Below are 24,854 nucleotides of genomic sequence, written 5' to 3'. Positions count from 1 at the left end.
AAAAACCCCGGCTCGCCGGGGTTTTTTATTGCCTAAAATCCATCAAACTTATTTCAATGCCAGGTACAGCTCGCGATAGCTCTCTGTAAGCTGCTCCAGCGTGGCACGGTTCAATCCACTGGGGTTCGGCAGCACCCACACTTCAGTTTTACCGATCGTCATGTCCTGACGTCCCCAGGACGCTTTACGCACCCCAAAGGCACTGCTGAACGCCTGTTTGCCCAAAATCGCCAACGCACTCGGCTGGTAACGCAGGATCTTTTCCTTTAACGCCTCACCGCCGCTGAGCAGCTCGTCACGCGTTACCTCACTGGCTGCCACAGTAGGCCGCGCCACCAAGGCGGTGATGCCACAACCGGTCTCCTGCAGCTGTTGCCATTGCTCCGGCGCTAACTGACTATCGGTAAAACCGGCCTGATGCACCACTTTCCAGAAGCGGTTGCTGCCGTTAGCAAAAGGGTAGCCTTGATGGGCCGAAGACAGGCCAGGGTTGATGCCGCAAAACACCACCCGCAGGTTGGGCGCCAGGAGTTCCATAGGGTTCGAGAGTCCATTAAAGGGATTTACAGCGGTTATCGCAAAATCCGCCAGCAATTACAACAGGCTAGAACTGCGCAGAAAAGCAACATACAGATGGTTAACAGTAGACCTGCGCCGGAGGATTACCGTATAATCTCGCCGCTTGGCCCCTTAGCTCAGTTGGTTAGAGCACGCGACTCATAATCGCTTGGTCACTGGTTCAAGTCCAGTAGGGGCCACCAAATTTTAGCTGATATAACAGCAAATCAAGCCACCTTCCTGAAGGTGGCTTTTTATTTTTAACTATCTAATGCCTCAAAATTGCCTCACCAGTCGCAGCAGCGGCCCCAATCGACACATGCACCATTATGGTTTTCTGTTCAAAAAGGATTTTTGATTATGGCCTTGAAGAAGTGCAAAGAGTGTAAAATGGCGTGTCATCATCCGCGGCCGTAGGCTTGTAATCTGTGGTATAAATCCGTGACCACTTCACCCCGTTTTCCGGCCTGTTAGAAGCACCGATAAAGCCATACCCTAAACCTGACGCACTGACATAACCGGTGGACGGTGCAGCATCACAAGGCAGGCTAATGACCCCGGCAGCAATGTTACCGCTAGTGGGTGGCTTGTTTTCTGATGCCGCATTAACACGATAAATCTGCGCGGTATTGCAATAGGCATTATCAAAGCTCGCGCACCTGCCTCCAGCCCAAACGTGCCCACGGCCATCAGTTGCCCGCCCTCAACGCCGACGTTTTTCGTCGCAGCACTGCCTAACGCCAGATTGCCACGAGCGGCGGATTTGTCGGTCAGGTCGGACAGATTGGCGGACTTTTTGGCGCTGGCATCGTTAACGGCCTTCGGCGTGGCGGCTTTGGTTTCTTCCGCGCTGGTTGTCGCGCTACTCAGTTGCACCAACCCTTTAGCGGTGGTGCTGGCGTCCAGGTGGCTGCGGGTTTTCTCATGCTCTTTGATGACGTCCGCAACAAAATCTTTGGTTGCCAGTACGGTATCGCCCCGGCAATCACGCTCATAGCGGCGGCGCTGCTAACTATCAGGATCATGCGCAGCGTCTGCGTGCGGCCGCTGCCCTCCTCCAGTTTCGGCTTGTAGCTTTCAGCCATATTAGCGACCGCAATCAGCGTGCCGAAATCGTCATACAACCCCATCTCACGAAGCCAGAACCCGCCCACGCTCGCCGGGACAATCAGCTCCGCTGACAATATGATTCTTTATCGCTTTATCAATGATCAATCCGTTGAGGGGAGCGCGATATTTCTCATTGATCAGCTTGGTCTGCGCCGGGTTCGGAGTGGGTAGGTGAAGAGGTGATCCGCTTCTCGCCCTATGAGCTACCGAGCGAATAAGCAAAAGCCGCCAGTGATTGGCGGCTTTTTTGTTACCGGTGGCTCAGGAATGTTTTTCGATAACCAAATCAACGCCTTCATTCAGCAACTCATTGATTGACTGCCCTGTGGCCTGTGCCGCTATCGCTAACGCCTGATGACGTTCCGGCGACAGGCGGGTGGTCACTTTGCCGCTGTACGATTTGTAAGGCGCAATGCCATCTTTTTCACACTCATCCAAAAAGACCGCAAGCGAGGTAGCACCTTCTTTCTTCAACTCTTCAACGCTGTAGGCGTAGAAGTCAGCCCCGCCATTCAGCCCGACAAACTCGCCCCGGAACATTTCGAGCTCTGGGTCGAAGTTGATGATGGCCACGTGGCCGTCAATTTTCATGGTATTGTTCATCATGATTTAATTCCTAAGCTATCCAACCAGATCCGTATGGAGTTAACCGCCCCCTTGTCAGTGGTAGGTCTGGGGTGTGGCCGGTGAAAGATACGTTTCTCACCTTTCAACAGCACCGCGATCCTAGAACCTTCCCTTTCATGAATTTCCGCTCCTAATGCGGTAAAAAGCGCCTCAATATCAGACCACTTTATGACACCATCGCAAGAACAACATAGTGTCAATTTTTAGTGTCACTATTACGAGCTAATTAACCGAGGTTACAAGCGCCCGAGAGCGCCGCTGTCACGTTGCATTCTAAATCTACGTGGGGATATTTGGATATTTAGATAAATCGCCGTGACGGGCCGCTGGCGATATCATGTAGAGAATCACCTTGCTTATATCTGTCCCAGATAATCGCCTTTTGTTCCGGCGTGTAGTAAATGCAAGTTCTTCGTTTCATGGCAACGTCCCCCATTAATTAAGGATAGCGTTGCATCGACCCGTTAAACTCACTGCGGAAAGCGGAGGTTAAGGTTTTCAGTAAGTTTGACACTTAGCAGGACGAAAACACATACACAAATTAACTTTGATACAAACCGCTATTTTACCTTTTTCTGGTACGATAATTCGTAAGTCATCTACCAGGACAAGGGGATTCCCATGATGATAAAAATCATAGGTTTCAGATTAACAGTTGTCTTCTTCCGTATCCGTAACTACTTTCGTTATTGCTCTTATCAGGACATCAAGCCGTGAATCAGCGTAAGTACATTCAGTCAGTAGAGAGAGCCATGTTGCTACTGGAAACTCTGGTATCTCGCAAAGAAGGATTCCGTCTGGCTGACCTTTCAGAACAGTTGTCACTGAATAAAACGACTTTGCACGGGTTACTCGCCACGCTTTCTTCACTGGGGTACGTTTCTCGTCGGGGTCAATACTATATTGCGGGGCTGCGGTTGCGGGATATTGCCCGGCCACTGACTGATACGGACCAGCAACTTCGCGAACAATTTACTCCGGCATTGCGCCGGTTGTCTGCGTTGAGTGGCGAAACCTGTTGGCTGGCAGTTCCTTGCGGTACACGTGAGTACCTCTATATTGAAGCGATTGAAGGCGGTAGTGCACTGCGTGTGGCTAGTCCACGGGGAACACGGGAAGGGCTGACCACTTCAGCAATCGGGCGTGTATTTCTGGCTTTTGATTATGACCTCACGAGAACCCTCAGAAAGGAGGGACTTATTACTGACAAGCTGAATAACATGCTGACACAGATCGCAGAATGTGGATATGCGCTTGATATAGAGGAGGCTGAGGAAGGACTCAACTGCTTGGCAATCCCCCTTCGTCATCATGGTTACGTCGTCGCTGCTCTGGGTATGGCTGGCCCCTCGTATCGCCTGCATCATGATTATCTCAGACGACTGGCTGTCAGAGTTATGCGAGAAATGTTCGACATTATCAAACTTTAAAGACGGATCTTAACCATTGCTTGGGTAAACAAATTAGATTCTTTATAAAAAATACTCTTTTAATGACCGGAGTATTTTATATGTTCGAACAAATTTCACGTGATGCCATCCGTAAAATCACTTCACTCGCTCAGGAACGTAAACAGGCCGTGTGTATCAGTATTGTGGACAATGCAGGTCTACTGAGAAGCTTCCTGCGTATGGATGGTGCTGTTGCCGGAGCAATTGATGTCTCGATCAAAAAAGCACGCACTGCGGCTCTGTTTGGTTCTGATTCAGCGACTCTGGGACTGGAGGCTCGTCCGGGTGGGAGCATATATTCACTTGAATCAACCAACGGTGGCCTAATCAGTTTTGGTGGCGGTGTTGTGCTTCGCGATGATCAGGGGGCCATACTTGGCGCTGTTGGTGTTGCTGGTGCTACTTTAGATTTAGACCAACAACTGGCTCTGTCCGGGGTAGCGGCAACGTCAGCAGCAGGAAGAGTGTAAAGCTATGCAGCGTATTCATCCCGGTTTGCTGGCATTGTCAGTGACAGCGTTTGCAATTGGCATGGCAGAATTTATTGTTGTAGGTATTTTGCCTGAAATCGCGACAGCACTGAGTATCGATTTACCCCGTGCCGGAAATCTTGTTGGTTTGTATGCGCTAGCACTGGCACTGGGCACACCATTACTTGTGATGGTAATCTCTGGTTTATCCCCAAAACCTGTCCTGATTGCCCTGATCGTCATATTTCTGGCAGGAAGTATGATCTCGGCAATGTCCGGTAGTTATGCTCTTTTTCTTGCCGGACGATTAATGACTGCCGTGGCCCATGGTAGTTTTTTCGCCATCGGAGCTACAGTTGCGGCCAGAATAGCCCCCACAGGGAAAGCAGGTAAGGCCATAGCTGTTATGTTTGCCGGACTGACGCTAGCCATGGTTATAGGTGTCCCGCTTGGCAGCTTACTCGGGCAAATAATGGGCTGGCGTGTGCCATTAATGATGGTCAGTATACTGGCTTTTATCGCATTACTGTCAACAATGGCCTGGTTGCCTGATATTAGAAAGGATGAATCAGGTAGTGTCAGCGAGCAACTGCGGGCGCTGTTGCACCCGGCTATCCTGACTATGATGGTTATTACCATCCTAGGGTTTGGAGCCAGCTTTGCTGCATTCACTTTTGTGATCCCCATACTGACCTTACTCAGCGGATTTTCTTCCGAAGCTGCGAGTATTTTGCTGATGGTCTTCGGCTTGGCCACACTGGTAGGTAATGTGACGGGCGGTCATTTTTCATCAACACGGGGCTGGGAAAGTACGCTGGGTATTCAGTTTGTATTACTGGCAGTGTCATTGATTGCTTTGGCTGTTCTTCTTCCATGGAAAGCCCCTGTCGCTGTGTTACTTTTCCTGTGGGGGGCTCTGGCATTTGGTATATCTCCGGCGGTGCAACAGGGTATGTTGTCAATGGCGGAACGATACACTCCACAAGCCGTTGGATTTGCTTCTGCTTTGAATATATCAGCTTTTAATCTGGGTATTTTTTTCGGGGAAAGCATCGGAGCTGCGCTCGTACATCATGACCTGCTGGCATATACCCCCTGGGCTGGGACAGGTATGTGTCTACTTGCGTTATTTCCTCTCTGGTTTCAGGTCAGATATACCAGACGGCATGATATCGCGGAGTAATTTCGTTTCTGGTGGATCATAGATATTTGCATTGTTAATTCTTTCCGCTGAATTTTTGGCCTTCGGAACGGGCAATGCGTATTTACACCGTAAGTTTTTCCCCTGCGGGCCAAGATTGAGTCCGCAGGGGTTTCCTGCAAATAACTCCCGCTTCGGGCACAGCGCTGCCGTGTTAGATTTGGCGAGAGTCGTCACATTGTGGCGCTTTTTTGTTTCCGCCCGCTCGCGTAATCACCCTCCACCATTCTGCCGCTGGTGCGCCAGCTGTTCGGCACGCAGCAGGATTTCCTGCAGGTCATCTTCGTCGATATCAAACAGTTCGCCCTGCATCAGCGCCTCGTGCAGATCGGCACGGGTGATAGACACCGCATCAATCGGCAGATTGGCTGGCTTGGCTTCGGCCGAGGCCAAGGGGTGCGGATAACGTCGTCCGGCCAGGTTATTGAAGATAATCGCCAGCACGGCCAATAGCACCGAGTTCAGCAGCACCGGGTACAGCACAAAGCTGTAGCCCAGTTGGTGAATACCCGGTCCGCCGAGGATCGCGGTCAGCGCGACCGCGCCGCCGGGCGGATGCAAACAGCGAAGTTTGAACATCAACCCAATCGCCAACGCCGCCGCCGCCCCACAGGCCAGGCCGGGATCGGCAATCAGCAGGCTGGTGCTGACCCCTACCGCCGCAGCCGAGACATTGCCGCCGACGATCGACCATGGCTGCGCCAGCGGACTGTTTGGCACGCCAAACAACAGCACCGCAGAAGCCCCCATTGGGGCAATAAACCACAGGTTGACCTCACCCAGGACAAAATGGCTGATCCAACCGGAAATCATTAGCCCTAACCCAGCGCCGACGCTGGAAAGCAAAATCTCTTTTTTGCCGACGGCTAAGGGATGCGGCCATAAACGTGCACACCCCATTTTCAAACTTTCTACCCACTGCTTCTTCATGTTACTTCACGCTGCCAAACTCAACTTAATGGCAACAAATATATCACAATGCCAGTGGCCATCGCCTGCAGCACGAGTCTTCGTTGAAATAACTTTCCGCTAACAGATTGATCTTTAGCCACTGCTCGTCAATTATCAAAGTTCGCCTCCCTTTGCCTTGAGGAAAACCCGATGTCTCAGCCGATTGCCGAACTCTATACCGATGCCAACTTTTTCAGCCCCTATGCCATGTCGGCGTTTATTACACTGACGGAGAAAGGCATTCCCTTCACTCTGAAGCCGGTCGACCTGTCGCAGGGGAAAAACCAAGAGCCGGCCTACGCGGCGCTGTCATTAACGCGCCGCGTACCCATGCTGGTGGTCGGCGAGTTTCAGCTGTCGGAGTCCTCAGCCATCGATGAATATCTCGATGAGATCCACCCGGCCCACCCAGTGTACCCGCGTGATGTCAAACAACGCGCCAAGGCCCGCGAAGTCCAGGCGTGGCTGCGTAGCGATCTGTTGGCACTGCGTGCCGAGCGGCCGACAGAGGCAGTGTTCCTTAACGCCAAGTTTCCTCCGTTGTCTGCTGCCGCACAGGCTGCCGCCAATAAGCTGATCGCCGCAGTCGAAAAGCTGCTGAGTCACGGCCAGGATAATCTGTTCAGGGAATGGTGCATTGCCGATACCGATCTGGCATTGATGCTCAATCGGCTGGTGATACACGGTGATGCGGTGCCGGAAAACATTCGCCACTATGCGCAGAAACAGTGGCAACGTCCTTCGGTGCAGGCCTGGTTGGCGCTGCAGGATAAAATGCGCGGGTAAAAAAACCGGCGGCCACGACGCCGCCGTTCTCAATTATCGAGAAACAACATCACTTCTTGAGGGAAGGCAATTCACCATCCAGAGGGCAGATAGCCAAACAGCGACGCAATCGCGTACACCGCGCTGCCCAGATACAGCAATACGATGCTGACCTGCAACAACGGGTGAGTGATCCAGCTGCACTGCCAGCGTGGCGTCTGGTCGCCGTGCTTACGCGCCCCACGCAGGATCAGCATCGGCATAATCGACAGGATCACCCCACTGAATACCCCGGCGAAATACAGCGCGTTAACGAAGGACACCAGCCCGCTGTATGCCAGCACAAACGGCGGCAACACCACCAGCATCAACACACCGAAGCGGCGCAGTGGCTGTTCGTCATTACCCAGGCTGAACTGGTCGAAAATATTGGTCAGGAAACTGCCGCCCAACCCCCAATAAGAGGTCAGCATCGCGCACAGAGCAAAGATGTTGGCGGAGAAGAACGCCCACTGTCCTAACGCCTGGCCCCAGGAGATGGTCGCCACATCAGAGATACCCGCCAACCCGCTGAGCGCAATCACCGACATCGGCACCGCCGCCAGCAGCACAAAGGTCACCGCCATGCCGACCATAATCGCCTTGGGCAGTTGCTCCGGCTTATCGGAGAAACCGCGTGCCATTTCCGGCACGATGTACTGCGCCGAGAAGCAAAACACTACCACGTTGAATACCGGCACCATAAAGCGCCAGTCACCGTCCAACAGGTTGCGCATCTGGCTGGTGTCTTTAAGCAGTGTGGCCGCCACCAGCGCGGTCAGCATCACCACCATACCGATACTGATAAACTTTTCGCCGCGGCCAATCGCCTTCAGCCCCAGGTACAACACCCCCGCCGCCGGCACGAAAAACAGCAGGCTGCCGATCGCCGGAGAGATGCCAAACAGGGACTGCAACAGCTTGCCGCTGCCGGTCATGTAGGCGGTCAGCGCCCCGACGCTGTTAACGCAAACCGAAGCAAACATCAGCCAGGCACCAATGCCACCGACATAACGTTTCGCCAGCCCGCTTAATTGCAGGTGGGCGCGGGTGCGCAGGGTAGATTCGGCAACGTACAGCATGGTGATGGTGGTCAGGCTGCCCACCAGCACCAGCCAAAACAACAGCGGTAAAAAACCGGCCTTGCTGGAAGCGTAAGCGATAGACAACACGCCGGCGCCAATGTTGGTGCCGACAATCATCGCCACCCCTTCGAGGAAACTCAGTGATTTGGTGGGTGCAGGTGCTCGCACCCCGGCGGCAAGCGCCGGAGAAACAGAGGTATTTTCAGCAGACATACGGCATCCTTTGTCTCCCGGCGGCCCTGGCCACCGGGATCGGTTAATTTCCCGGTGGTTAACAGCTCACATCGATACACAGGTATTTCAACTCCAGATATTCTTCAATCCCGTAACGCGATCCTTCACGTCCGAGCCCTGACTGCTTCACGCCGCCAAACGGCGCGACTTCGTTAGAAATCAGTCCGGTATTGATGCCGACCATGCCGTATTCCAACGCTTCCGGTACCCGCCACTGGCGCGAGGCGTTCTGCGTGAACAGGTAGGCGGCCAGGCCAAATTCGGTATCGTTGGCCATCGCGATGGCTTCCGCCTCATCATGGAAACGGAACAGCGGCGCTACCGGGCCAAAGGTTTCTTCTTTGGCGAAGCGCATTTTTTGCGTCACCCCAGTCACGACCGTCGGCTGGAAGAAGGTCCGTCCCAGCGCGTGTGGCTGACCGCCGATAGCGATCTGTGCACCCTTGATCAACGCATCGTCGATGTGGCTTTGTACTTTTTCCACTGCGTCCTGGTCGATCAACGGCCCCTGTGTGGTGCCCTCCTGGCTGCCGTCACCAACTTTCAGTTGTTCGACCGCCGCCACCAGTTTGTCCACCAGACGGTCATAAATACCGTCCTGTACATAGATACGGTTGGCGCAAACGCAGGTCTGGCCGCTGTTGCGGAATTTGGAGGCCATAATGCCCGCCACCGCCGCGTCCAGGTTGGCATCGTCGAACACGATCACCGGCGCATTACCGCCCAGTTCCAGCGACAGTTTTTTGATGGTTGGCGCGCACTGCGCCATCAGAATGCGGCCGACCTCGGTCGAACCGGTAAAACTCAGTTTGCGTACTACCGGGCTGTCGCACAGCACCTTGCCCACCTGAGCAGCATCGCCGGTGACCACCTGCAACACGCCCGCCGGAATGCCGGCATCCTGCGCCAGCTTGCCTAACGCCAGCGCGGTCAGCGGCGTTTGTTCGGCCGGTTTAACGATAATGGCGCAGCCTGCTGCCAGCGCCGGTGCTACCTTGCGGGTAATCATCGCCGCCGGGAAGTTCCACGGCGTGATCGCCGCGCAAACGCCAATCGGTTGTTTGACCACCACCAGGCGCTGTGAGGCCAGCGGCGCCTGCAATACCGCCCCGTCGACCCGTTTAGCTTCTTCGGCAAACCAGGTGATAAACGAAGCGGCATAGGCCACTTCGCCACGCGCTTCCGCCAATGACTTGCCCTGCTCAGCGGTCATCAGCTGAGCCAAATCTTCTTGCGCTGCCAGTACCTTGTCGGCCCAGGCCAGCAGCAGTGCGGAACGTTGCTTGGCCGTCAGTTGTTTCCAGCCTTGCTGCGCCACCTGCGCCGCGTTAATCGCCTGTTGGGTTTCCTCACCGCTGACCAGCGGAATACTGGCCAATTCGACGCCGGTCGCCGGGTTGATCACTGCTTCACGCTTGCCGCTCAGCGCATCACACCACTCACCGTTAATCAGGCACTGGCTGCGCAGCAGCTCGGGATTATTCAATTTCATTGCCGATCACTCCTTATTGGGCCAGCGCGCGAGAAAGAATGCCCAGCGCCTTGGTGAACTGATCTTCAGGAATGGTCAGCGGGTACAGGAAGCGGATCACGTTGCCATTGACGCCGCAGCTCAGTAGCAACAGGCCTTCTGCCAACGCTTTCTGCTGTACCTGACGGGTAATCTCCGCCGAAGGTTTGCCGGTCTTCGGATCGTTGAACTCCACCGCGACCATCGAACCCTGCGCACGGATATCCACGATCGCCGGGTTGGTCTGGCGCGCCTGTTGCAACACTTCCACCAGATGCTGACCCAGACGTTGCGAACGCTGGCACAGTTGTTCTTCTTCAATCACCTCCAGTACCGCCAGCGCTGCCGCCACTGCCAGTGGGTTACCGGCATAGGTACCACCCAGCCCACCCGGTGCCGGAGCGTCCATCACTTCGGCACGCCCGGCCACCGCCGACAGCGGCATACCGCCCGCCAGGCTTTTCGCCATGGTGATAAGGTCGGGTTTCACGCTGTAATGATCCATGGCGAACAGCTTGCCGGTACGGGCAAACCCGGTTTGTACTTCATCGGCAATCAGCAGAATGCCGTGCTCGTCGCACAGTGTACGCAGCGCTTGCATGAATTCGGCCGGTGCGATGTTGAAACCGCCCTCGCCCTGTACCGGCTCCAGCACGATGGCCGCGACCTGCTTGGGATCGATATCCGCTTTAAAGATGCGTTCCAGGCTGTTCATCGCGTCTTCGGTGGTCACGCCGTACAGCGCATTCGGGTATTGCCCGTGGAACACTGAACCGGGGAAGGGTCCGAAGCCCAGCTTGTAAGGTGCCACTTTGCCAGTCAGCGCCATGGTCATGTAGGTACGGCCGTGGAAACCGCCGCCAAAGGTGATAAGCCCTGGGCGACCGGTATGGGCACGGGCAATTTTGACCGCGTTCTCTACCGCTTCGGCACCGGTGGTAAAGAAGGCGGTTTTGCATGGGCCTTCGATTGGCGCACGCTGGTTGATACGTTCCGCCAGGGTTACGTAGCTTTCGTAAGGAACAATTTGGTAAGCGGTGTGGGTGAAAGCCTTCAGCTGCTTTTCAATCGCGGCGATCACCTTAGGGTGGCGGTGCCCGGTATTCAGTACCGCAATACCGGAGGCGAAATCGATCACTTCATTGCCTTCGACATCCCACAGCGTGGCGTTCTCTGCGCGCTCTGCGTAAAAATCACACATCACACCTACCCCACGAGGGGTGGCATCCTGACGACGTTGATTCAATTCTGCGTTTTTCATGTTGTTCTCTCCGGTCGGTGGGCGGTGCCATCTGTACGTTTCGTTCACATTTGTGAAACAATGACGTTTATTTACACAGGATGTGGCCCTATAATCGAGAGCCAGTTACGATTAATTGAGGGATCCAATTGCGCTCATTGAGTGGTGACCTGTTATTGCAGCGTCTCGGCGAACAGCCCGATGACAAGCTGCATAAACGGCTATATAACGCGATCCGCACCAGCATTCTGGACGGCAGCCTGCCGCCCTCCAGTCGCCTGCCCGCCTCACGCGATCTGGCGCAGGAGCTTAGCCTTTCACGCAACACGGTTTTAACCGTTTACGAACAATTGCTGGCGGAAGGATATGTTTTGGCGCGCGCCGGAAGTGGCACATTCGTCGCCGAAACCGTGCCGGACAGTTGTTTATCCACTGCCAGTGCTCCTGCCGGCAGTGACGGGGAGCAACGAGGTATTGAGCTGTCGGCGCGTGGCGCCGCTCTGTTGCATCACGCCAGCGCCAGCCCCAAACAATGGGGCGCATTTATCCCCGGCGTACCCGATGTGAATGCCTTCCCTCATCAGTTATTCAGCAAGATCCAGGCACGCATTAGCCGTCGCCCAGCCCCGCAGAAACTGACCTACAGCAACCAGGGTGGCAGCCCGGAACTGCAACATGCGCTGGTGGATTATCTGCGTGTGGCGCGCTCGGTACGCTGTTCGCCGGAGCAAATTCTGATTACCGAGGGCATCCATCAGGCGATAGATCTGGTGACGCGGCTACTGTGCAATCCTGGCGACGACGCCTGGATTGAAGAACCGGGCTATTGGGGGATCCGCAATATCCTGCGAATGAACGACGTGAATATCTGCCCGCTGGCGGTTGATGAGGCCGGCATGGTACCGCCTGAGCAACCCACAGGTGCACCGCGACTGATATTTGTTACTCCGTCGCACCAATATCCGCTGGGATCGGTAATGAGTCTGGCGCGGCGACAACGCTTGCTGGCGCTCGCGCGCAACGGCGGCAGTTGGATCGTTGAGGATGACTACGACAGTGAATTCCGCTTTTCCGGCCAGCCGATCCCGGCATTGCAGGGACTGGAAGCCGACGCACCGGTGATCTATATCGGCACCTTCAGTAAAACGCTGTACCCGGCACTACGGCTGGGCTACGTGGTGTTGCCAAAGCCGCTGGTCGCGGCGTTGAAAACCGCCCATGCCGAGCTGTACCGCGGCGGTCATCTGCTGATCCAGACCGCATTGGCGCAGTTTATTCAGGAAGGCCACTACACCGCGCATATCCGTCGCATGCGGTTGTTGTATGCCCGCCGCCGGGCGTTTTTGACCGCATTGATCGAACAGCACCTGGGCAAACAGGCGTTGAGCGAATTCAACAACAACGCCGGGCTGCACCTGATCCTTAACCTGCCGGACCAGACTGACGATGTCGCGATCGCCGCCGCCGCCAACGAACGCGGCGTACTGGTGCGGCCGCTGTCGCGTTACTACATGCTGCCCAACCATCGCCGTGGCCTGCTGATGGGCTTCGCCTGCGTGCCGGAAGAGCAAATGGCCGCCGCCTTTACCCTGCTGCTGGAATGCATCCGTCCCTGACCGCTGTTTTCCATCAAAGGCTCTGCAATTGCCACCCTTCCTGCCGCCATTGCAAACGGTGAGTTAATTTCAGTGCCTGCAAAAACGCTTCATCATGGGAGACCACCAGCATCGCGCCGGGAAAACTGGCCAACGCGGCCTCGATCGCCAGTGACGATGCCAGATCCAGGTGATTGGTCGGTTCATCCAGCAGCAGCAACTGCGCCGGTTCCTGCCGCCACAACATGCAGGCCAGCGCCGCTTTCAGCCGTTCCCCTCCACTCAGCGCCGCCAGGGGCAACAGTACGCGCTCGGCGTTTAGCTGCAACTGTGCCAACTGACTGCGCATCCTGCCCTCATTTAGCGGCGAATCCTGCAGGCCAAGATGCTCAACCACCGAGAGCGACAGATTGAGCTGCGAAAGGTTTTGGTCGAGATAAGCCGTCGGCAACGGACAGTGGCAACGACCGCCCCTGGCTGCCCATTGCCCCAGGATCACCTTCAGCAAGGTGGATTTACCGCAGCCATTCGGGCCGGTCAGCGCCACGCGCATCGGGCCATCGATACGTAAATCCAACGGCGGCATAGTGATAAAAGGCAGTTGCAGCTGTTCCAGCACCAGAACCTGTTTGCCCGCCGCCACAGCGCTGCCCGGCAGGGTCAACATTACCGGGCTGTCTTCCTCTACCCGCTGCCAGGCTTCATTTACTGCGGCATCGAGGGCGCCTTTCTGCTCCTGATGCTGTTTGCACAGCGTACCCAGGCTCTCTTTGGCCGCCGCCTTGTAAGCCACGCGCTCAAAGGAGGCGATGTTCAGCGTATCGACAGTTTTCAGCGTCTGCGCAGAGCGCCGCTGGCTAATGTCGTGCTCTTTCTGCTGTCGGGCACGAGTGCGCCGACGCTCCTGACGCGCATGTTCCAGCCCGGCACGTGCCGCCTGCTGCTCCAGCTCACGCTGGTGGCTATAATCATGGTAGTTACCACCGTAGCTGTGCAGTGCGCCGGGCGTCAGCTCGACAATACGCTGCATACGCGCCAGCAGTTGTCGATCGTGGCTGGCGACCAGCAAACCGCCGCGCCAGTTTTCTAACTGCCGATACAGCCCCTCGCGAGCGCGAGTATCAAGATGGTTGGTCGGTTCGTCCAATAACAAGAAGTCAGCATTGCCCAGCATCGCACCGCACAATGCGGCGCGCATCCGTTCGCCACCACTGAGATCCTTTGCCGGCCGTTGCGGATCGAAAGCCGGTAACCCGGCGGTGGAAAATGCAGCCTGCAAACGATCGTTCAGATCCCACTGCCCTTCCAGACGATCGATATCGTCCGGCTGCGGTCGCCCCTGCTCAAGGCGGGCCAGTGCGGCAAAGGTCTCGCCGTAGCCCAACAGTTGGGCCAGCGTAGTCTGTGGCGCGATGTCTGGCTGCTGCGCTACGTAGGCCAATGAAGCATGCGATTCGACATGCCCACCACCGGGCAGATCCAGCCCGGCAATCAGCCGTAGCAGACGAGTTTTTCCGACGCCGTTACGCCCAACCAGGCCGCAGTGCTGTTGATCGAAAGTGAGATCCAACGGGCCGAACAGCGTTTCGCCGTCAGCAAACTGGCAGGTCAGTTGATGTAAAACAAAATGAGGGGACTGCGCAAAATGAGCCATAAGCACTCCTGGATGAGATCAAAATATCCCCACATGGCACTGATGTGCGCTACGTGGGACAAGATATCAACAGGCGTGTTTGTTCATTTTCGGTAATGGCTCCGCAGAAAGAAGGAATTTCAACGCGCAAATGCTAACCGATTTGTTGTTCACGATGCAAACAACAATAAAGATCCATGACATCTATCACATTCAGCGCAACGCAGATTCCCAACGGCAGAGACAACGGCTAGATTTATCTCATCCGACCACTTGGTCGTACATAATAATAACAACTGATCATACCCAAAAGCTTTCGAGCTGCAGTTAGGCGGCAAGTTTGAGAGTCCCCTGGAGCTTACTTTGGTAAGTGACTGGGGTGAACGAACGCGGCCAACAACGCTGCAGTTTGAAAGATGCGGGGGGATGAGCGATGGAGACTGCAATGAGCAATTACCCACACCTGCTGGCGCCGCTGGATCTCGGCTTCACCACCCTGAAAAATCGGGTGCTGATGGGATCGATGCACACCGGCCTGGAAGAACTGCCCAATGGCCCCGAGCGTATGGCCGCTTTCTATGCCGAACGCGCGGCCGCCGGCGTGGCGCTGATCGTCACCGGCGGTATCGCCCCCAATGAAAAAGGCGTGGTGTACCGCGGCGGCTCCACCCTCAGCCAGCCACAGCAGCTCAGTCATCACCGCATTGTCACCGAGGCCGTCCATCGGGCCGGCGGCAAAATTGCGCTGCAAATCCTGCATGCTGGCCGCTATAGCTATCAGCCGCAGCCAGTCGCGCCCTCCGCGCTGCAGGCACCGATCAATCCCTTCGCCCCCACCGCGCTGAGCGAAGCAGACATCCTGCAGACCATCGCCGACTTCGCCCAATGCGCGGCACTGGCACAGCAGGCCGGTTACGATGGCGTCGAGGTGATGGGTTCCGAAGGCTATTTGATCAACCAATTCCTGGTGTCGCGCACCAACCAGCGCGACGACCAATGGGGCGGCAGCTTCAGCAACCGCATGCGTTTTGCCGTGGAGATCGTCCGGGCCGTACGGCAGGCTGTCGGCAACGACTTCATTCTGATTTACCGTCTTTCGATGCTGGATCTGGTGGAGGACGGTTCCAGCTGGCAGGAGATCGAACAGTTGGCGCTGGCGGTTGAGCAGGCGGGCACGACGATTATCAACACCGGCATCGGCTGGCATGAGGCGCGTATTCCGACCATCGCTACCATGGTGCCGCGCGCCGGTTTCAGTTGGGTGACCCGTAAGCTGATGGGCAAAGTGCGCATTCCGCTGATCACCACCAACCGCATTAACGATCCGGCAGTCGCAGAGCAAGTGCTGGCAGACGGCTGCGCCGACATGGTATCGATGGCTCGCCCGTTCCTGGCCGACGCCGCCTTTGTGCAAAAAGCTGCCGAGGGCCGTGCCGACGAGATCAATACCTGTATTGGCTGTAATCAGGCCTGCCTCGACCAGATTTTTGAAGGCAAACTCACCTCTTGCCTGGTTAACCCACGCGCCTGCCGCGAAACCGAAATGCCCCTGATCGCGGCAGAAAAACCGAAGAAACTGGCGGTGATCGGTGCCGGACCGGCCGGACTGGCGTTTGCCACCACTGCCGCCAGCCGTGGCCACCGAGTGACGTTGTTCGACGCCGCCGATCAGATTGGCGGCCAGTTCAATATTGCCAAACAGATCCCCGGCAAAGAAGAATTCCATGAAACCCTGCGCTACTTCCGCCGCCAACTGGCACTGCTGGAGGTGACACTAAAACTGGGCAGTTGGGTGACGGCGGCCGATCTGGCTGAATTTGACGAAGTGATCCTCGCCTGTGGCATTGTGCCGCGTACCCCGGAGATCCCCGGTATTGATAACGCCAGAGTCCTGACCTATCTGGATGTACTGCGTGACAAAAAACCGGTCGGCCAGCGGGTGGCGATTATCGGTGCTGGCGGCATCGGCTTCGACACTGCCGAGTACCTCAGCCAGCACGGGGTATCAAGCAGCCTGGATCAGGCTGAGTTTAACCGTGAATGGGGCATCGACGACCAGCTCAACCAACGCGGCGGGCTGGCAGCCCAGGGGCCCGTGGCGGCGCGTGCGACCCGGCAAATCTATCTGCTGCAGCGCAAAACCAGCAAAGTGGGCGAAGGCCTGGGGAAAACCACCGGTTGGATCCACCGCACCAGTCTGGCGATGCGCGGCGTGAAAATGCTCAATAGCGTGAATTATCAGCGTATTGACGATGAAGGGCTGCATATTTCGCGAGCCGAGCAGGAAAGCTGCTTGCCGGTCGACACGGTGATCATCTGCGCCGGGCAGGAACCGCGTCGTGAACTGCAGCAACCGCTGCTGGAGATGGGCAAAACGGTGCATTTGATTGGCGGAGCGGACGTTGCCGCCGAGCTGGATGCCCGTCGCGCTATCGATCAGGGCACACGGCTGGCGATGGCGCTGTAATGACAATCAGGGGCGCATTCACTGCGCCCCTCAATCAATCAGTAACGCGCACCGGATTTCACCGCTTTCAGGATCACGAACTTCTTGTTGGATGCGATCAGGGTGCAGTTGCCGAACAAACGCTTTAGTTTCTGGTGGTAATCCAGATGGCGGTTACCGACGATGCGCAGCTCACCGCCTACCTGCAGGCAACGCTTGGCGTCACAGAACATCTGCCAGGCGGTGTGATCGGTGATCGCATGCTGCTGGTGGAACGGAGGGTTACACAGCACCGCCTGCACGCTTTCACGCTCAATCCCCGCCAGCGAGTTATTCACTTCAAACTGACAACGATCCATGTCCTGCGGCAGGTTGTGTTCCACGTTAAGTTCGCTGGAGGCCACCGCCATGTAGGACTCATCAACAAAGCTCACCTGCGCTTGCGGGTTCTGCATCAATGCGGCCATGCCGATGATACCGTTGCCGCAGCCCAGATCGATGATGTGGCCTTCAATGTCATGCGGCAGATGATCCAGGAACAGGCGTGCGCCAATATCCAGATTGCTGCGTGAGAACACGTTGGCATGGTTGTGGATAATCCAATCGGTACCGTCCAGCACCCAGTTGGTGGTTACCGGCGCTGCCGGTGGCACGATGTCGGCGACGTCACAGTGGATCAACCGCGCTTTCTTCCATGCCAGGCTGGTGCGAGTAGGACCGAGCACCTTTTCAAACAGCTGCATGGTTGAGGTATGCACGTCACGCGCTTTGGCCCCGGCGATGATCACCGTGTCCGGTGCCACCACATCACGCAACGCACGCAGTTGCTGTTCCAGCAGTGCCAGCGCTTTAGGAATACGGATCAGCACCACCGCCGGTGACGCAGGTAATTCGGCCAAGGTGTCCAGCAGCGTAACCTGCTCCGGATCCAATTCATTGAGCTTCAGGTTATGGCGCGTGGCCAACTGGCTCATATAGGAATCGCTGATGCTGTAAGGCTGATGACCGTGCAGCGCACAGGCCAGCGTGCCAAAGTTGTCGTTGAAAATCAGCACCGGACGATCGCCAATGTTTACATTTTCAAGCTGTTGCAGCAGATATTCATCTGCCGCTTCCCACGCCTGTAGTTGGGTGGATTCTTCCTGTTGGGGATAACGTTCCAGCTCAAGTTGCTGTGTTCCCAGATCGAGTTGGCTCATTGCCCCTCCTGACTGATAAAATTTGGGCTGTTTATCCCCTAAAAACGTCCGGCAGTAAAATGTTTTTTCGGATAAATTGCCCTTTGCGGGCTTTGCGCGAAAAAACATCATACAATGACCCGCTGAATTATGGCCAATACGGGAAGACGATGTCCGAACTGACTTACTTGCAGGGTTACTCTGAACATCTGCAAAGCCAGGTGCAGCAGTTGATCGACCAGCAACGTCTGGGTGAGGTGCTGTTGCAGCGCTATCCCCAGGTGCACGACTGCACCACCGACAAGTCGCTTTATCAATTTACCGTCGATCTGAAAAACCAGTATCTGCGCAATGCCCAGCCGCTGAGTAAAGTGGCCTACGACGGTAAAATCCAGGTAATGAAACACGCACTCGGCATGCACACCGCCATTTCCCGCGTACAGGGCGGCAAGCTGAAGGCCAAGGCAGAAATCCGCGTGGCGACGGTATTCAAGCTGGCACCGGAGCCGTTTCTACGCATGATCGTGGTGCATGAACTGGCGCACCTGAAAGAGAAAGACCACAACAAAGCCTTCTACAGCCTGTGTTGCCATATGGAACCCAATTACCATCAACTGGAGTTCGATACCCGGTTGTATCTGACCCACCTCTCCGTGTTTGGCAATCTGTATGCATAGCAGGATTCGCCTTCGGTAAATGCCGTGATAATCTGATTCTTTCTACCCGTCGCCTGGGAACCGGAGATTTCTATGATTCGCTTTGCCGTTGTTGGTACCAACTGGATTACGGAACGCTTTATTGACGCCGCACACGAAAGCGGCAAGCTGAAGCTGACCGCCATCTATTCGCGCAAGCTCGAACAGGCGCAGGCATTTGGTGCCAACTACCCCGTCAGTCTGTTTTTCGATTCCCTTGAGGCGCTGGCCCAGTCGGACGCCATCGACGCGGTTTATATCGCCAGCCCCAATAGTCTGCACTGCCAGCAGTCGCTGCTGTTCCTCAGCCATAAAAAGCACGTGATTTGCGAAAAGCCACTGGTATCCAACCTGCGCGAAGCCGAGATGCTGGTGGCCTGTGCACGTGAAAATCAGGTAGTACTGTTCGAAGCCTTTAAAAGCGCCCATTTGCCCAATTTCCTGACGCTGCAACAAACGCTGCCGAAAATCGGCCGACTGCGCAAAGCCTTTATCAATTACTGCCAGTACTCCTCACGCTACCCACGCTATCTGGCTGGTGAAAACCCAAATACCTTCAATCCGCAGTTTTCCAACGGTTCGATCATGGACATTGGTTATTACTGCCTGGCCAGTGCCGTGGTGCTGTTCGGCGAGCCGAAATCGGTGATCGCCAGCGCGAGCTTGCTGGATACCGGCGTTGATGCGCACGGCACCGCCTGCCTCAATTACGGCGATTTCGATGTGACCCTCTCCCACTCCAAGGTGAGCAACTCGGACATTCCGAGCGAGATCCAGGGTGAAGAAGGTACGCTGATAATTGAGAAAATTTCGGAGTGTCAGGGCGTGGTACTAACGCCACGCGGTGGTCAGCGCCAGGATCTGACCCAGCCGCAGCATATCAATACCATGCTGTATGAAGCGCAAATGTTCGCCGAACTGGTGGAAAAACGTCAGGTGGACCACCCGGGGTTAGAGAATTCGCTGATTATCGCCCGCCTGCTGACCGAAATCCGCCGCCAGACCGGCGTGGTGTTTCCTGCCGACGGAGCATGACATGAAACCGTTATTACTGATGCAAACCGGCGACGCGCCGGAGGTGATCCGCCAGGAAAAAGCCAATTTCGACGGCATGTTCCTGCAACAGGGAAACATTGACGTCGATCGCGTACAGATCGTGCATCTTCCCGCAGGTGAACAACCGCTGCCGCCGCAACACTACTCTGGCGTGGTGATCACCGGTTCACCGGCGATGGTCACCGAGCAGTTGCCGTGGAGTGAACAGGCCGCCGAATGGCTGCGACAGGCCATGCTGATCAAACTGCCTATTTTTGGCGCCTGCTATGGCCACCAGCTGCTGGCCTATGCGCTTGGCGGGGAAGTCGGCTATCACCCGCAGGGCATGGAGGTCGGCACGCTGGAGATAGAACTGTTGCCAGCCGCCGCCAATGACCGGCGGATGGCGATGCTGCCACCGCGCTTCAAGGCGAATCTGATCCACGCGCAGAGCGTATTGACGCCCCCTGCCGGTGCCGTGGTGCTGGCGCGTTCGCAGCAGGATGCTTATCAGATCCTCAGTTATGGCGAGCAAGTGCTGACCACTCAGTTCCATCCGGAATTTAACGGCGCGGTGATGCACCAGTACCTGGGCTGGCTTGGCGAGCTGTATCCGCAGCAGCAAGCGGAGTATCAGCTTAAGCAACAGCAGGTTAGCGATACGCCGTTCAGCCGACTGCTGTTGCAAGGGTTTGTCGTCAGCCTCGGCGCACAAAAAGCCCTGGCCGGGTAACGCAATAAACGTTGACCACTGACACATTTTGCATTACTTTCTGCCGTGCAAAGGGGAGTAACTTCATTGCCGGTTAATCGTCATTACGGTGCGCAAGCACCCGGTTACCGGGCAACCTGATGTCAGGGCGCACTAAGGTGCACCTTCATCAACGTTGTAAGTGAGACCTTGCCGGAAGGCGAGGTTTGCTTGCAGCGTTCATAAGAGCGGCTAGCGTCTTCCGACGTTGGCCGTTTTTGTTTTGAAGGATACCTCTGATGATGAATACCGTTGGCACACCTTGGTTATGGGGCAGCTTTGCCGCCATCATAGTTGTGATGCTCGCAATCGACCTCCTGCTGCAGGGCCGCAAAGGCGCACATACCATGACGCTGAAGCAGGCCGCCAGTTGGTCACTGGTGTGGGTCAGCCTGTCTCTGCTGTTCAACCTGGGTTTCTGGTACTACCTGAACCAAACTGCCGGACGTGCCGTCGCCGATACTCAGGCACTGGCCTTCCTCACCGGTTACCTGATCGAAAAAGCACTGGCGGTTGATAACGTCTTCGTCTGGCTGATGCTGTTCAGTTACTTTGCCGTTCCGGCCAACCTGCAGCGTCGGGTGCTGATTTTTGGCGTATTGGGCGCGATCGTACTGCGTACCATCATGATCTTCGCCGGTAGCTGGCTGGTGACCCAGTTCCAGTGGCTGCTGTACCTGTTCGGCGCTTTCCTGCTGTTCACCGGTATCAAGATGGCGCTGGCGAAGGAAGATGGTGGAGCGATTGGCGACAAGCCGCTGGTGAAATGGCTGCGTAGTCACCTGCGCATGACCGACAACCTGGAAGGTGAGCGCTTCTTCGTGCGCCGCAACGGCCTGCTGTTTGCTACGCCGCTGGTACTGGTGCTGATCCTGGTGGAACTGAGCGATGTGATCTTTGCGGTCGATAGCATCCCGGCTATCTTTGCCGTGACCACAGATCCGTTTATCGTACTGACCTCTAACCTGTTCGCCATCATGGGCCTGCGCGCCATGTACTTCCTGCTGGCTAATGTGGCTGAACGCTTCTCGATGCTGAAATACGGTCTGTCGCTGATCCTGATGTTTATCGGCGTCAAGATGCTGATTATCGATTTATTCCACATCCCGATCGGTGTTTCGCTCGGCGTAGTCGCCAGTATCCTGACGCTGACGCTGTTGATCAACGCCTGGGTTAACCGCCGGAATGACCGCCTGGCCAATAATAAAGCTCCATAATCTGTTATCCGGGGCGCTAGTCGCCCCGCGATTGTTTGGCAATTCGTCCCAAACGCCAAACGTTATTGCGATCACACAAATGTAACCAGTATGTTATCAAGAGTTGATCCGCCCTTAGAATTTCACCGCTGGCCCTTTCCAACCCCATTGGTTTACTGAATACTGATTTGGCAAACACACTTGGTTACAGATACAAATAAAGTTGTCCGGCGAGGTTCCCGCCGAGATAAAGCTGTAAGCAACATCATCGGGAAGAAAAAGCACTATGCAAAAATTACTACAAAAGATCACTCAGGGCAGTCTGGTCAAACAAATCATGGTCGGCCTGGTGGCCGGTATTATTGTTGCGCTGGTCTCACCGGCAACGGCTTCGGCGGTAGGCTTGCTGGGTGCGCTATTCGTTGGCGCACTGAAAGCGGTGGCGCCGGTACTGGTGCTGGTGTTGGTCATGGCCTCAATCGCCAATCACAAACACGGGCAGAAAACCAATATCCGGCCGATCCTGTTCCTCTATCTGCTGGGAACCTTCGCTGCGGCGCTGGTGGCGGTCGTGGTCAGCTTTATGTTCCCGTCCAATCTGGCGCTGGTGGCCGGCAATGCCGACATCAACCCGCCGGGCGGCATTATAGAGGTGCTGAAAGGCCTGCTGCTGAGCGTGGTAGCCAACCCGTTCCAGGCGCTGATTAGCGCTAACTATATCGGTATTCTGGCCTGGGCTGTGGGTCTGGGACTGGCGTTGCGCCACTCCTCCGACACTACTAAATCGCTGATTAACGATATGTCGCATGCGGTCACCATGGTGGTACGTGCGGTGATCCGCTGTGCCCCACTTGGCATCTTCGGCCTGGTGGCTTCGACGCTGGCAGAAACTGGCTTCGGCGCGCTGTGGGGTTATGCTCAACTGCTGGTGGTACTGATCGGCTGTATGCTGCTGGTCGCACTGGTGCTGAACCCGCTGATCGTGTTCTGGAAAATCCGTCGCAATCCTTATCCGCTGGTGTTCGCCTGCCTGCGTGAAAGCGGCGTGACGGCATTCTTCACCCGCAGTTCGGCCGCCAATATTCCGGTGAATATGGAGCTGTGCAAAAAGCTGAATCTGAACGAAGACACCTATTCGGTTTCTATCCCACTGGGTGCAACCATCAATATGGCTGGCGCGGCGATCACCATTACCGTGCTGACGCTGGCGGCGGTACATACTCTGGGGATCCCGGTTGATGTGCCGACCGCGCTGCTGCTGAGCGTAGTGGCCGCCGTTTGTGCCTGCGGCGCTTCCGGTGTGGCCGGCGGTTCGCTGTTGCTGATCCCGTTGGCGTGTAACATGTTCGGCATCCCGAACGACGTGGCCATGCAGGTGGTCGCCGTCGGCTTTATCATCGGTGTTCTGCAAGACTCCGCCGAAACCGCACTGAACTCTTCTACCGACGTCCTGTTTACTGCCGCAGCCTGTCAGGCGGAAGACCAGCGTTTGGCAGATGAAGATCCGCTGAAGGTGCGTTAATTTCCGAGCTTATTCAACAAGGCGCTCATTATCGGGCGCCTTTTTTTGACCTAAATATCGCAGCCCTACAAAGTTACCCCGCTTTTAAAAATCGCCAGTTCACGGAAATCATTCACTTCATTACGCGCCGCCTGACCATTTGCAATCGCCACAATCAGATCGACAAACTGCTCCAGCAGACTCTCCATCGAGGTGCCGTGGATCAGCCGACCGGCGTCAAAATCAATCCAGTGGGGTTTCTTCGCCGCCAGTTCGCTGTTGGTGGCCAGCTTCACCGTCGGCACGAAACCGCCATAGGGCGTGCCGCGCCCGGTACTGAACAACACCATATGACAGCCGGCACCGGCCAGCGCGCTGGTCGCCACCGCATCATTACCCGGTGCACTGAGCAGGTTTAATCCGGGCTGCCGCAGGCGTTCGCCATATTTCAGCACGTCCACCACCTGGCTCTGCCCGGCTTTCTGCGTACAGCCGAGGGATTTTTCCTCCAGCGTGGTGATGCCACCGGCTTTATTGCCCGGCGAGGGGTTTTCATAAATCGGCTGGTTATGGGCGATAAAGTACTGTTTGAAGTCGTTAACCATACTGACGGTATTCTCGAAGGTCGCCCTATCGCGGCAGCGGCTCATCAGGATCCGTTCGGCGCCAAACATCTCTGGCACTTCAGTCAGTACCGTGGTGCCGCCGTTGGCGATCAGGTAGTCGGAAAAACGGCCCAGCAATGGGTTAGCGGTAATGCCGGACAGGCCGTCCGATCCGCCACACTCCAGTCCGAACTTCAACTCGCTCAGTTTGCCCGGCTGGCGACGATCGTCGCGCATCACCTGATACAGGGCATGTAACTGCTCCAGCCCGGCCTCGACCTCATCGTCCTGCTGCTGGCACACCATAAAGCGTACCCGCTGCTCATCGGTCGCGCCCAGCGTGCTGCGGAACACATCCACCTGGTTGTTCTCACACCCCAGGCCAATCACCAACACCGCTCCGGCGTTCGGGTGGCGCACCATATTTTGCAGCATGGTGCGGGTGTTCTCGTGATCCTGACCCAGTTGCGAACAGCCAAACGGATGGCTGAACAGATGTACGCCGTCGATCCCCTGCGCATCCTGAGTTTCCTTCAGAAAACGCTGCTGGATCTGCCGGGCAATACCGTTAACGCAGCCGACGGTCGGCACGATCCACAGCTCGTTACGGATCCCCACCTCCCCGCTGCGCCGGCGATAAAGCTGAACCTCTCGATCCGCAGCCTGTGGCGGTAACGTGGGAAAAGCCGGTTGATACAGATAGCTGTCGAGATCGCTCAGGTTGGTTTTGGCATTTTGCGAGTGAATATGTTCACCCGGCTCGATGGCTTCCAATGCATGCCCGATCGGCAGACCGTACTTGATGATCGCTTCACCGGCGGCAATCGGTTGCAAGGCAAACTTATGCCCGCGCGCCACCGGTTGTACCAGCCGAATGGCCTGTGTCTCCAGTTCCAGCGTTTCACCGGCGGCCAGATCGTGCAGCGCTACCGCGACATTATCCAGCGAATGAATTTTTACCATGCTTTGCATAAACCC

At 56.0% G+C, this 24,854-nt stretch carries 23 protein-coding genes and 1 tRNA gene; 12 read left to right on the top strand and 12 right to left on the bottom strand.

Annotated features, from left to right (window positions below):
- Positions 1-48: 48 nt before the first annotated feature.
- Positions 49-537 (bottom strand): G/U mismatch-specific DNA glycosylase, encoded by a 489-nt coding sequence (gene mug / locus F8R23_RS16915; RefSeq protein ID WP_129937266.1) that lies wholly within the window; start codon positions 535-537, stop codon positions 49-51.
- Between the two features lie 147 nt (positions 538-684).
- Between mug and F8R23_RS16910 the strand changes: the two genes are divergently transcribed.
- A tRNA-Ile gene (locus F8R23_RS16910) sits at positions 685-761 on the top strand.
- A 292-nt stretch (positions 762-1,053) separates the two neighbouring features.
- Here the strand turns inward: F8R23_RS16910 and F8R23_RS24415 are convergent.
- From F8R23_RS24415 to F8R23_RS16890, 4 genes are all read right to left on the bottom strand, one after another.
- On the bottom strand, positions 1,054-1,434 hold the full coding sequence (locus tag F8R23_RS24415; RefSeq protein WP_170287993.1) for a tail fiber protein: 381 nt from the start codon (positions 1,432-1,434) through the stop codon (positions 1,054-1,056).
- Positions 1,425-1,742 (bottom strand): phage tail protein, encoded by a 318-nt coding sequence (locus F8R23_RS24320; protein ID WP_314725597.1) that lies wholly within the window; start codon positions 1,740-1,742, stop codon positions 1,425-1,427. Before F8R23_RS24320 ends, F8R23_RS24415 begins: the two co-directional genes overlap by 10 nt.
- Positions 1,743-1,929: 187 nt before the next feature.
- Positions 1,930-2,274, bottom strand: coding sequence for a type II toxin-antitoxin system HicB family antitoxin (locus F8R23_RS16895; protein ID WP_232811084.1), 345 nt, complete (start codon positions 2,272-2,274; stop codon positions 1,930-1,932).
- A complete protein-coding gene (locus F8R23_RS16890) occupies positions 2,271-2,495 on the bottom strand; it encodes a type II toxin-antitoxin system HicA family toxin (RefSeq protein ID WP_129938862.1) in 225 nt (74 codons plus the stop codon). Before F8R23_RS16890 ends, F8R23_RS16895 begins: the two co-directional genes overlap by 4 nt.
- A gap of 513 nt (positions 2,496-3,008) precedes the next feature.
- Here F8R23_RS16890 and F8R23_RS16885 point away from each other — a divergent pair.
- Genes F8R23_RS16885 through F8R23_RS16875 form a run of 3 tightly spaced genes read left to right on the top strand, consistent with a single transcriptional unit; the run spans position 3,009 to position 5,399 of the window.
- Positions 3,009-3,725: an IclR family transcriptional regulator gene (locus tag F8R23_RS16885; protein ID WP_242506436.1), complete on the top strand. Its 717-nt coding sequence runs from the start codon at positions 3,009-3,011 to the stop codon at positions 3,723-3,725.
- Between the two features lie 20 nt (positions 3,726-3,745).
- The gene (locus tag F8R23_RS16880; RefSeq protein WP_232811083.1) at positions 3,746-4,216 is read left to right on the top strand and encodes a GlcG/HbpS family heme-binding protein; all 471 of its coding nucleotides are present in this window, start codon (positions 3,746-3,748) and stop codon (positions 4,214-4,216) included.
- 4 nt (positions 4,217-4,220) lie between these two features.
- Positions 4,221-5,399, top strand: coding sequence for an MFS transporter (locus F8R23_RS16875; protein ID WP_129938861.1), 1,179 nt, complete (start codon positions 4,221-4,223; stop codon positions 5,397-5,399).
- Positions 5,400-5,630: 231 nt separating this feature from the next.
- On the opposite strand, the gene F8R23_RS16870 is transcribed toward F8R23_RS16875, so the two are convergent.
- Positions 5,631-6,347 (bottom strand): HPP family protein, encoded by a 717-nt coding sequence (locus tag F8R23_RS16870; RefSeq protein WP_129937264.1) that lies wholly within the window; start codon positions 6,345-6,347, stop codon positions 5,631-5,633.
- A gap of 171 nt (positions 6,348-6,518) precedes the next feature.
- On the opposite strand from F8R23_RS16870, the gene yfcF reads away from it, so the two are divergent.
- A complete protein-coding gene (yfcF, locus tag F8R23_RS16865) occupies positions 6,519-7,154 on the top strand; it encodes a glutathione transferase (RefSeq protein WP_129938860.1) in 636 nt (211 codons plus the stop codon).
- Positions 7,155-7,225: 71 nt separating this feature from the next.
- On the opposite strand, the gene F8R23_RS16860 is transcribed toward yfcF, so the two are convergent.
- Genes F8R23_RS16860 through F8R23_RS16850 form a run of 3 tightly spaced genes read right to left on the bottom strand, consistent with a single transcriptional unit; the run spans position 7,226 to position 11,262 of the window.
- The gene (locus F8R23_RS16860) at positions 7,226-8,470 is read right to left on the bottom strand and encodes an aromatic amino acid transport family protein (RefSeq protein ID WP_099062144.1); all 1,245 of its coding nucleotides are present in this window, start codon (positions 8,468-8,470) and stop codon (positions 7,226-7,228) included.
- A gap of 58 nt (positions 8,471-8,528) precedes the next feature.
- Positions 8,529-9,983 (bottom strand): NAD-dependent succinate-semialdehyde dehydrogenase, encoded by a 1,455-nt coding sequence (locus F8R23_RS16855; protein WP_099062143.1) that lies wholly within the window; start codon positions 9,981-9,983, stop codon positions 8,529-8,531.
- Positions 9,984-9,996: 13 nt separating this feature from the next.
- The gene (locus F8R23_RS16850; RefSeq protein WP_151415833.1) at positions 9,997-11,262 is read right to left on the bottom strand and encodes a 4-aminobutyrate--2-oxoglutarate transaminase; all 1,266 of its coding nucleotides are present in this window, start codon (positions 11,260-11,262) and stop codon (positions 9,997-9,999) included.
- 128 nt (positions 11,263-11,390) lie between these two features.
- Here F8R23_RS16850 and pdxR point away from each other — a divergent pair, with 128 nt between their 5' ends.
- Positions 11,391-12,857 (top strand): MocR-like pyridoxine biosynthesis transcription factor PdxR, encoded by a 1,467-nt coding sequence (pdxR, locus tag F8R23_RS16845; RefSeq protein WP_151415832.1) that lies wholly within the window; start codon positions 11,391-11,393, stop codon positions 12,855-12,857.
- A 13-nt stretch (positions 12,858-12,870) separates the two neighbouring features.
- Here pdxR and F8R23_RS16840 read toward each other — a convergent pair whose 3' ends face one another.
- Entirely contained in the window at positions 12,871-14,490 is a 1,620-nt protein-coding gene (locus F8R23_RS16840) for an ABC-F family ATP-binding cassette domain-containing protein (RefSeq protein WP_151415831.1), read from the bottom strand.
- A gap of 424 nt (positions 14,491-14,914) precedes the next feature.
- Between F8R23_RS16840 and F8R23_RS16835 the strand changes: the two genes are divergently transcribed.
- On the top strand, positions 14,915-16,936 hold the full coding sequence (locus F8R23_RS16835) for an oxidoreductase (protein WP_151415830.1): 2,022 nt from the start codon (positions 14,915-14,917) through the stop codon (positions 16,934-16,936).
- A gap of 38 nt (positions 16,937-16,974) precedes the next feature.
- On the opposite strand, the gene rlmG is transcribed toward F8R23_RS16835, so the two are convergent.
- Complete coding sequence (gene rlmG / locus F8R23_RS16830) at positions 16,975-18,114, bottom strand: 23S rRNA (guanine(1835)-N(2))-methyltransferase RlmG (RefSeq protein WP_112347093.1); 1,140 nt, start codon at positions 18,112-18,114, stop codon at positions 16,975-16,977.
- 149 nt (positions 18,115-18,263) lie between these two features.
- Here rlmG and F8R23_RS16825 point away from each other — a divergent pair, with 149 nt between their 5' ends.
- The 5 genes from F8R23_RS16825 (at position 18,264) to sstT (ending at position 23,292) form a co-directional block, all read left to right on the top strand.
- Positions 18,264-18,770 carry a M48 metallopeptidase family protein gene (locus F8R23_RS16825; protein WP_099062136.1) on the top strand — a complete coding sequence of 169 codons (507 nt, stop codon included), beginning with the start codon at positions 18,264-18,266 and terminating at the stop codon, positions 18,768-18,770.
- A 72-nt stretch (positions 18,771-18,842) separates the two neighbouring features.
- Positions 18,843-19,823, top strand: coding sequence for a Gfo/Idh/MocA family protein (locus tag F8R23_RS16820; RefSeq protein ID WP_129937259.1), 981 nt, complete (start codon positions 18,843-18,845; stop codon positions 19,821-19,823).
- Between the two features lies 1 nt (position 19,824).
- Positions 19,825-20,556 carry a glutamine amidotransferase gene (locus F8R23_RS16815; protein WP_129938854.1) on the top strand — a complete coding sequence of 244 codons (732 nt, stop codon included), beginning with the start codon at positions 19,825-19,827 and terminating at the stop codon, positions 20,554-20,556.
- A 257-nt stretch (positions 20,557-20,813) separates the two neighbouring features.
- A complete protein-coding gene (locus F8R23_RS16810) occupies positions 20,814-21,791 on the top strand; it encodes a TerC family protein (RefSeq protein WP_099062133.1) in 978 nt (325 codons plus the stop codon).
- Positions 21,792-22,056: 265 nt separating this feature from the next.
- Positions 22,057-23,292, top strand: a complete 1,236-nt coding sequence (gene sstT, locus F8R23_RS16805; protein ID WP_129938853.1) for a serine/threonine transporter SstT — start codon at positions 22,057-22,059, stop codon at positions 23,290-23,292.
- Positions 23,293-23,357: 65 nt separating this feature from the next.
- On the opposite strand, the gene F8R23_RS16800 is transcribed toward sstT, so the two are convergent.
- A complete protein-coding gene (locus tag F8R23_RS16800) occupies positions 23,358-24,848 on the bottom strand; it encodes a UxaA family hydrolase (RefSeq protein ID WP_151415829.1) in 1,491 nt (496 codons plus the stop codon).
- Between the last annotated feature and the right edge of the window lie 6 nt (positions 24,849-24,854).

It is taken from the genome of Serratia proteamaculans (assembly GCF_008830365.1).
Classification (GTDB): Bacteria; Pseudomonadota; Gammaproteobacteria; order Enterobacterales; family Enterobacteriaceae; genus Serratia; species Serratia proteamaculans.
The sequence above is the reverse complement of the archived record's forward strand: the minus strand, read 5'-3'. Positions and strand labels throughout refer to the sequence as shown.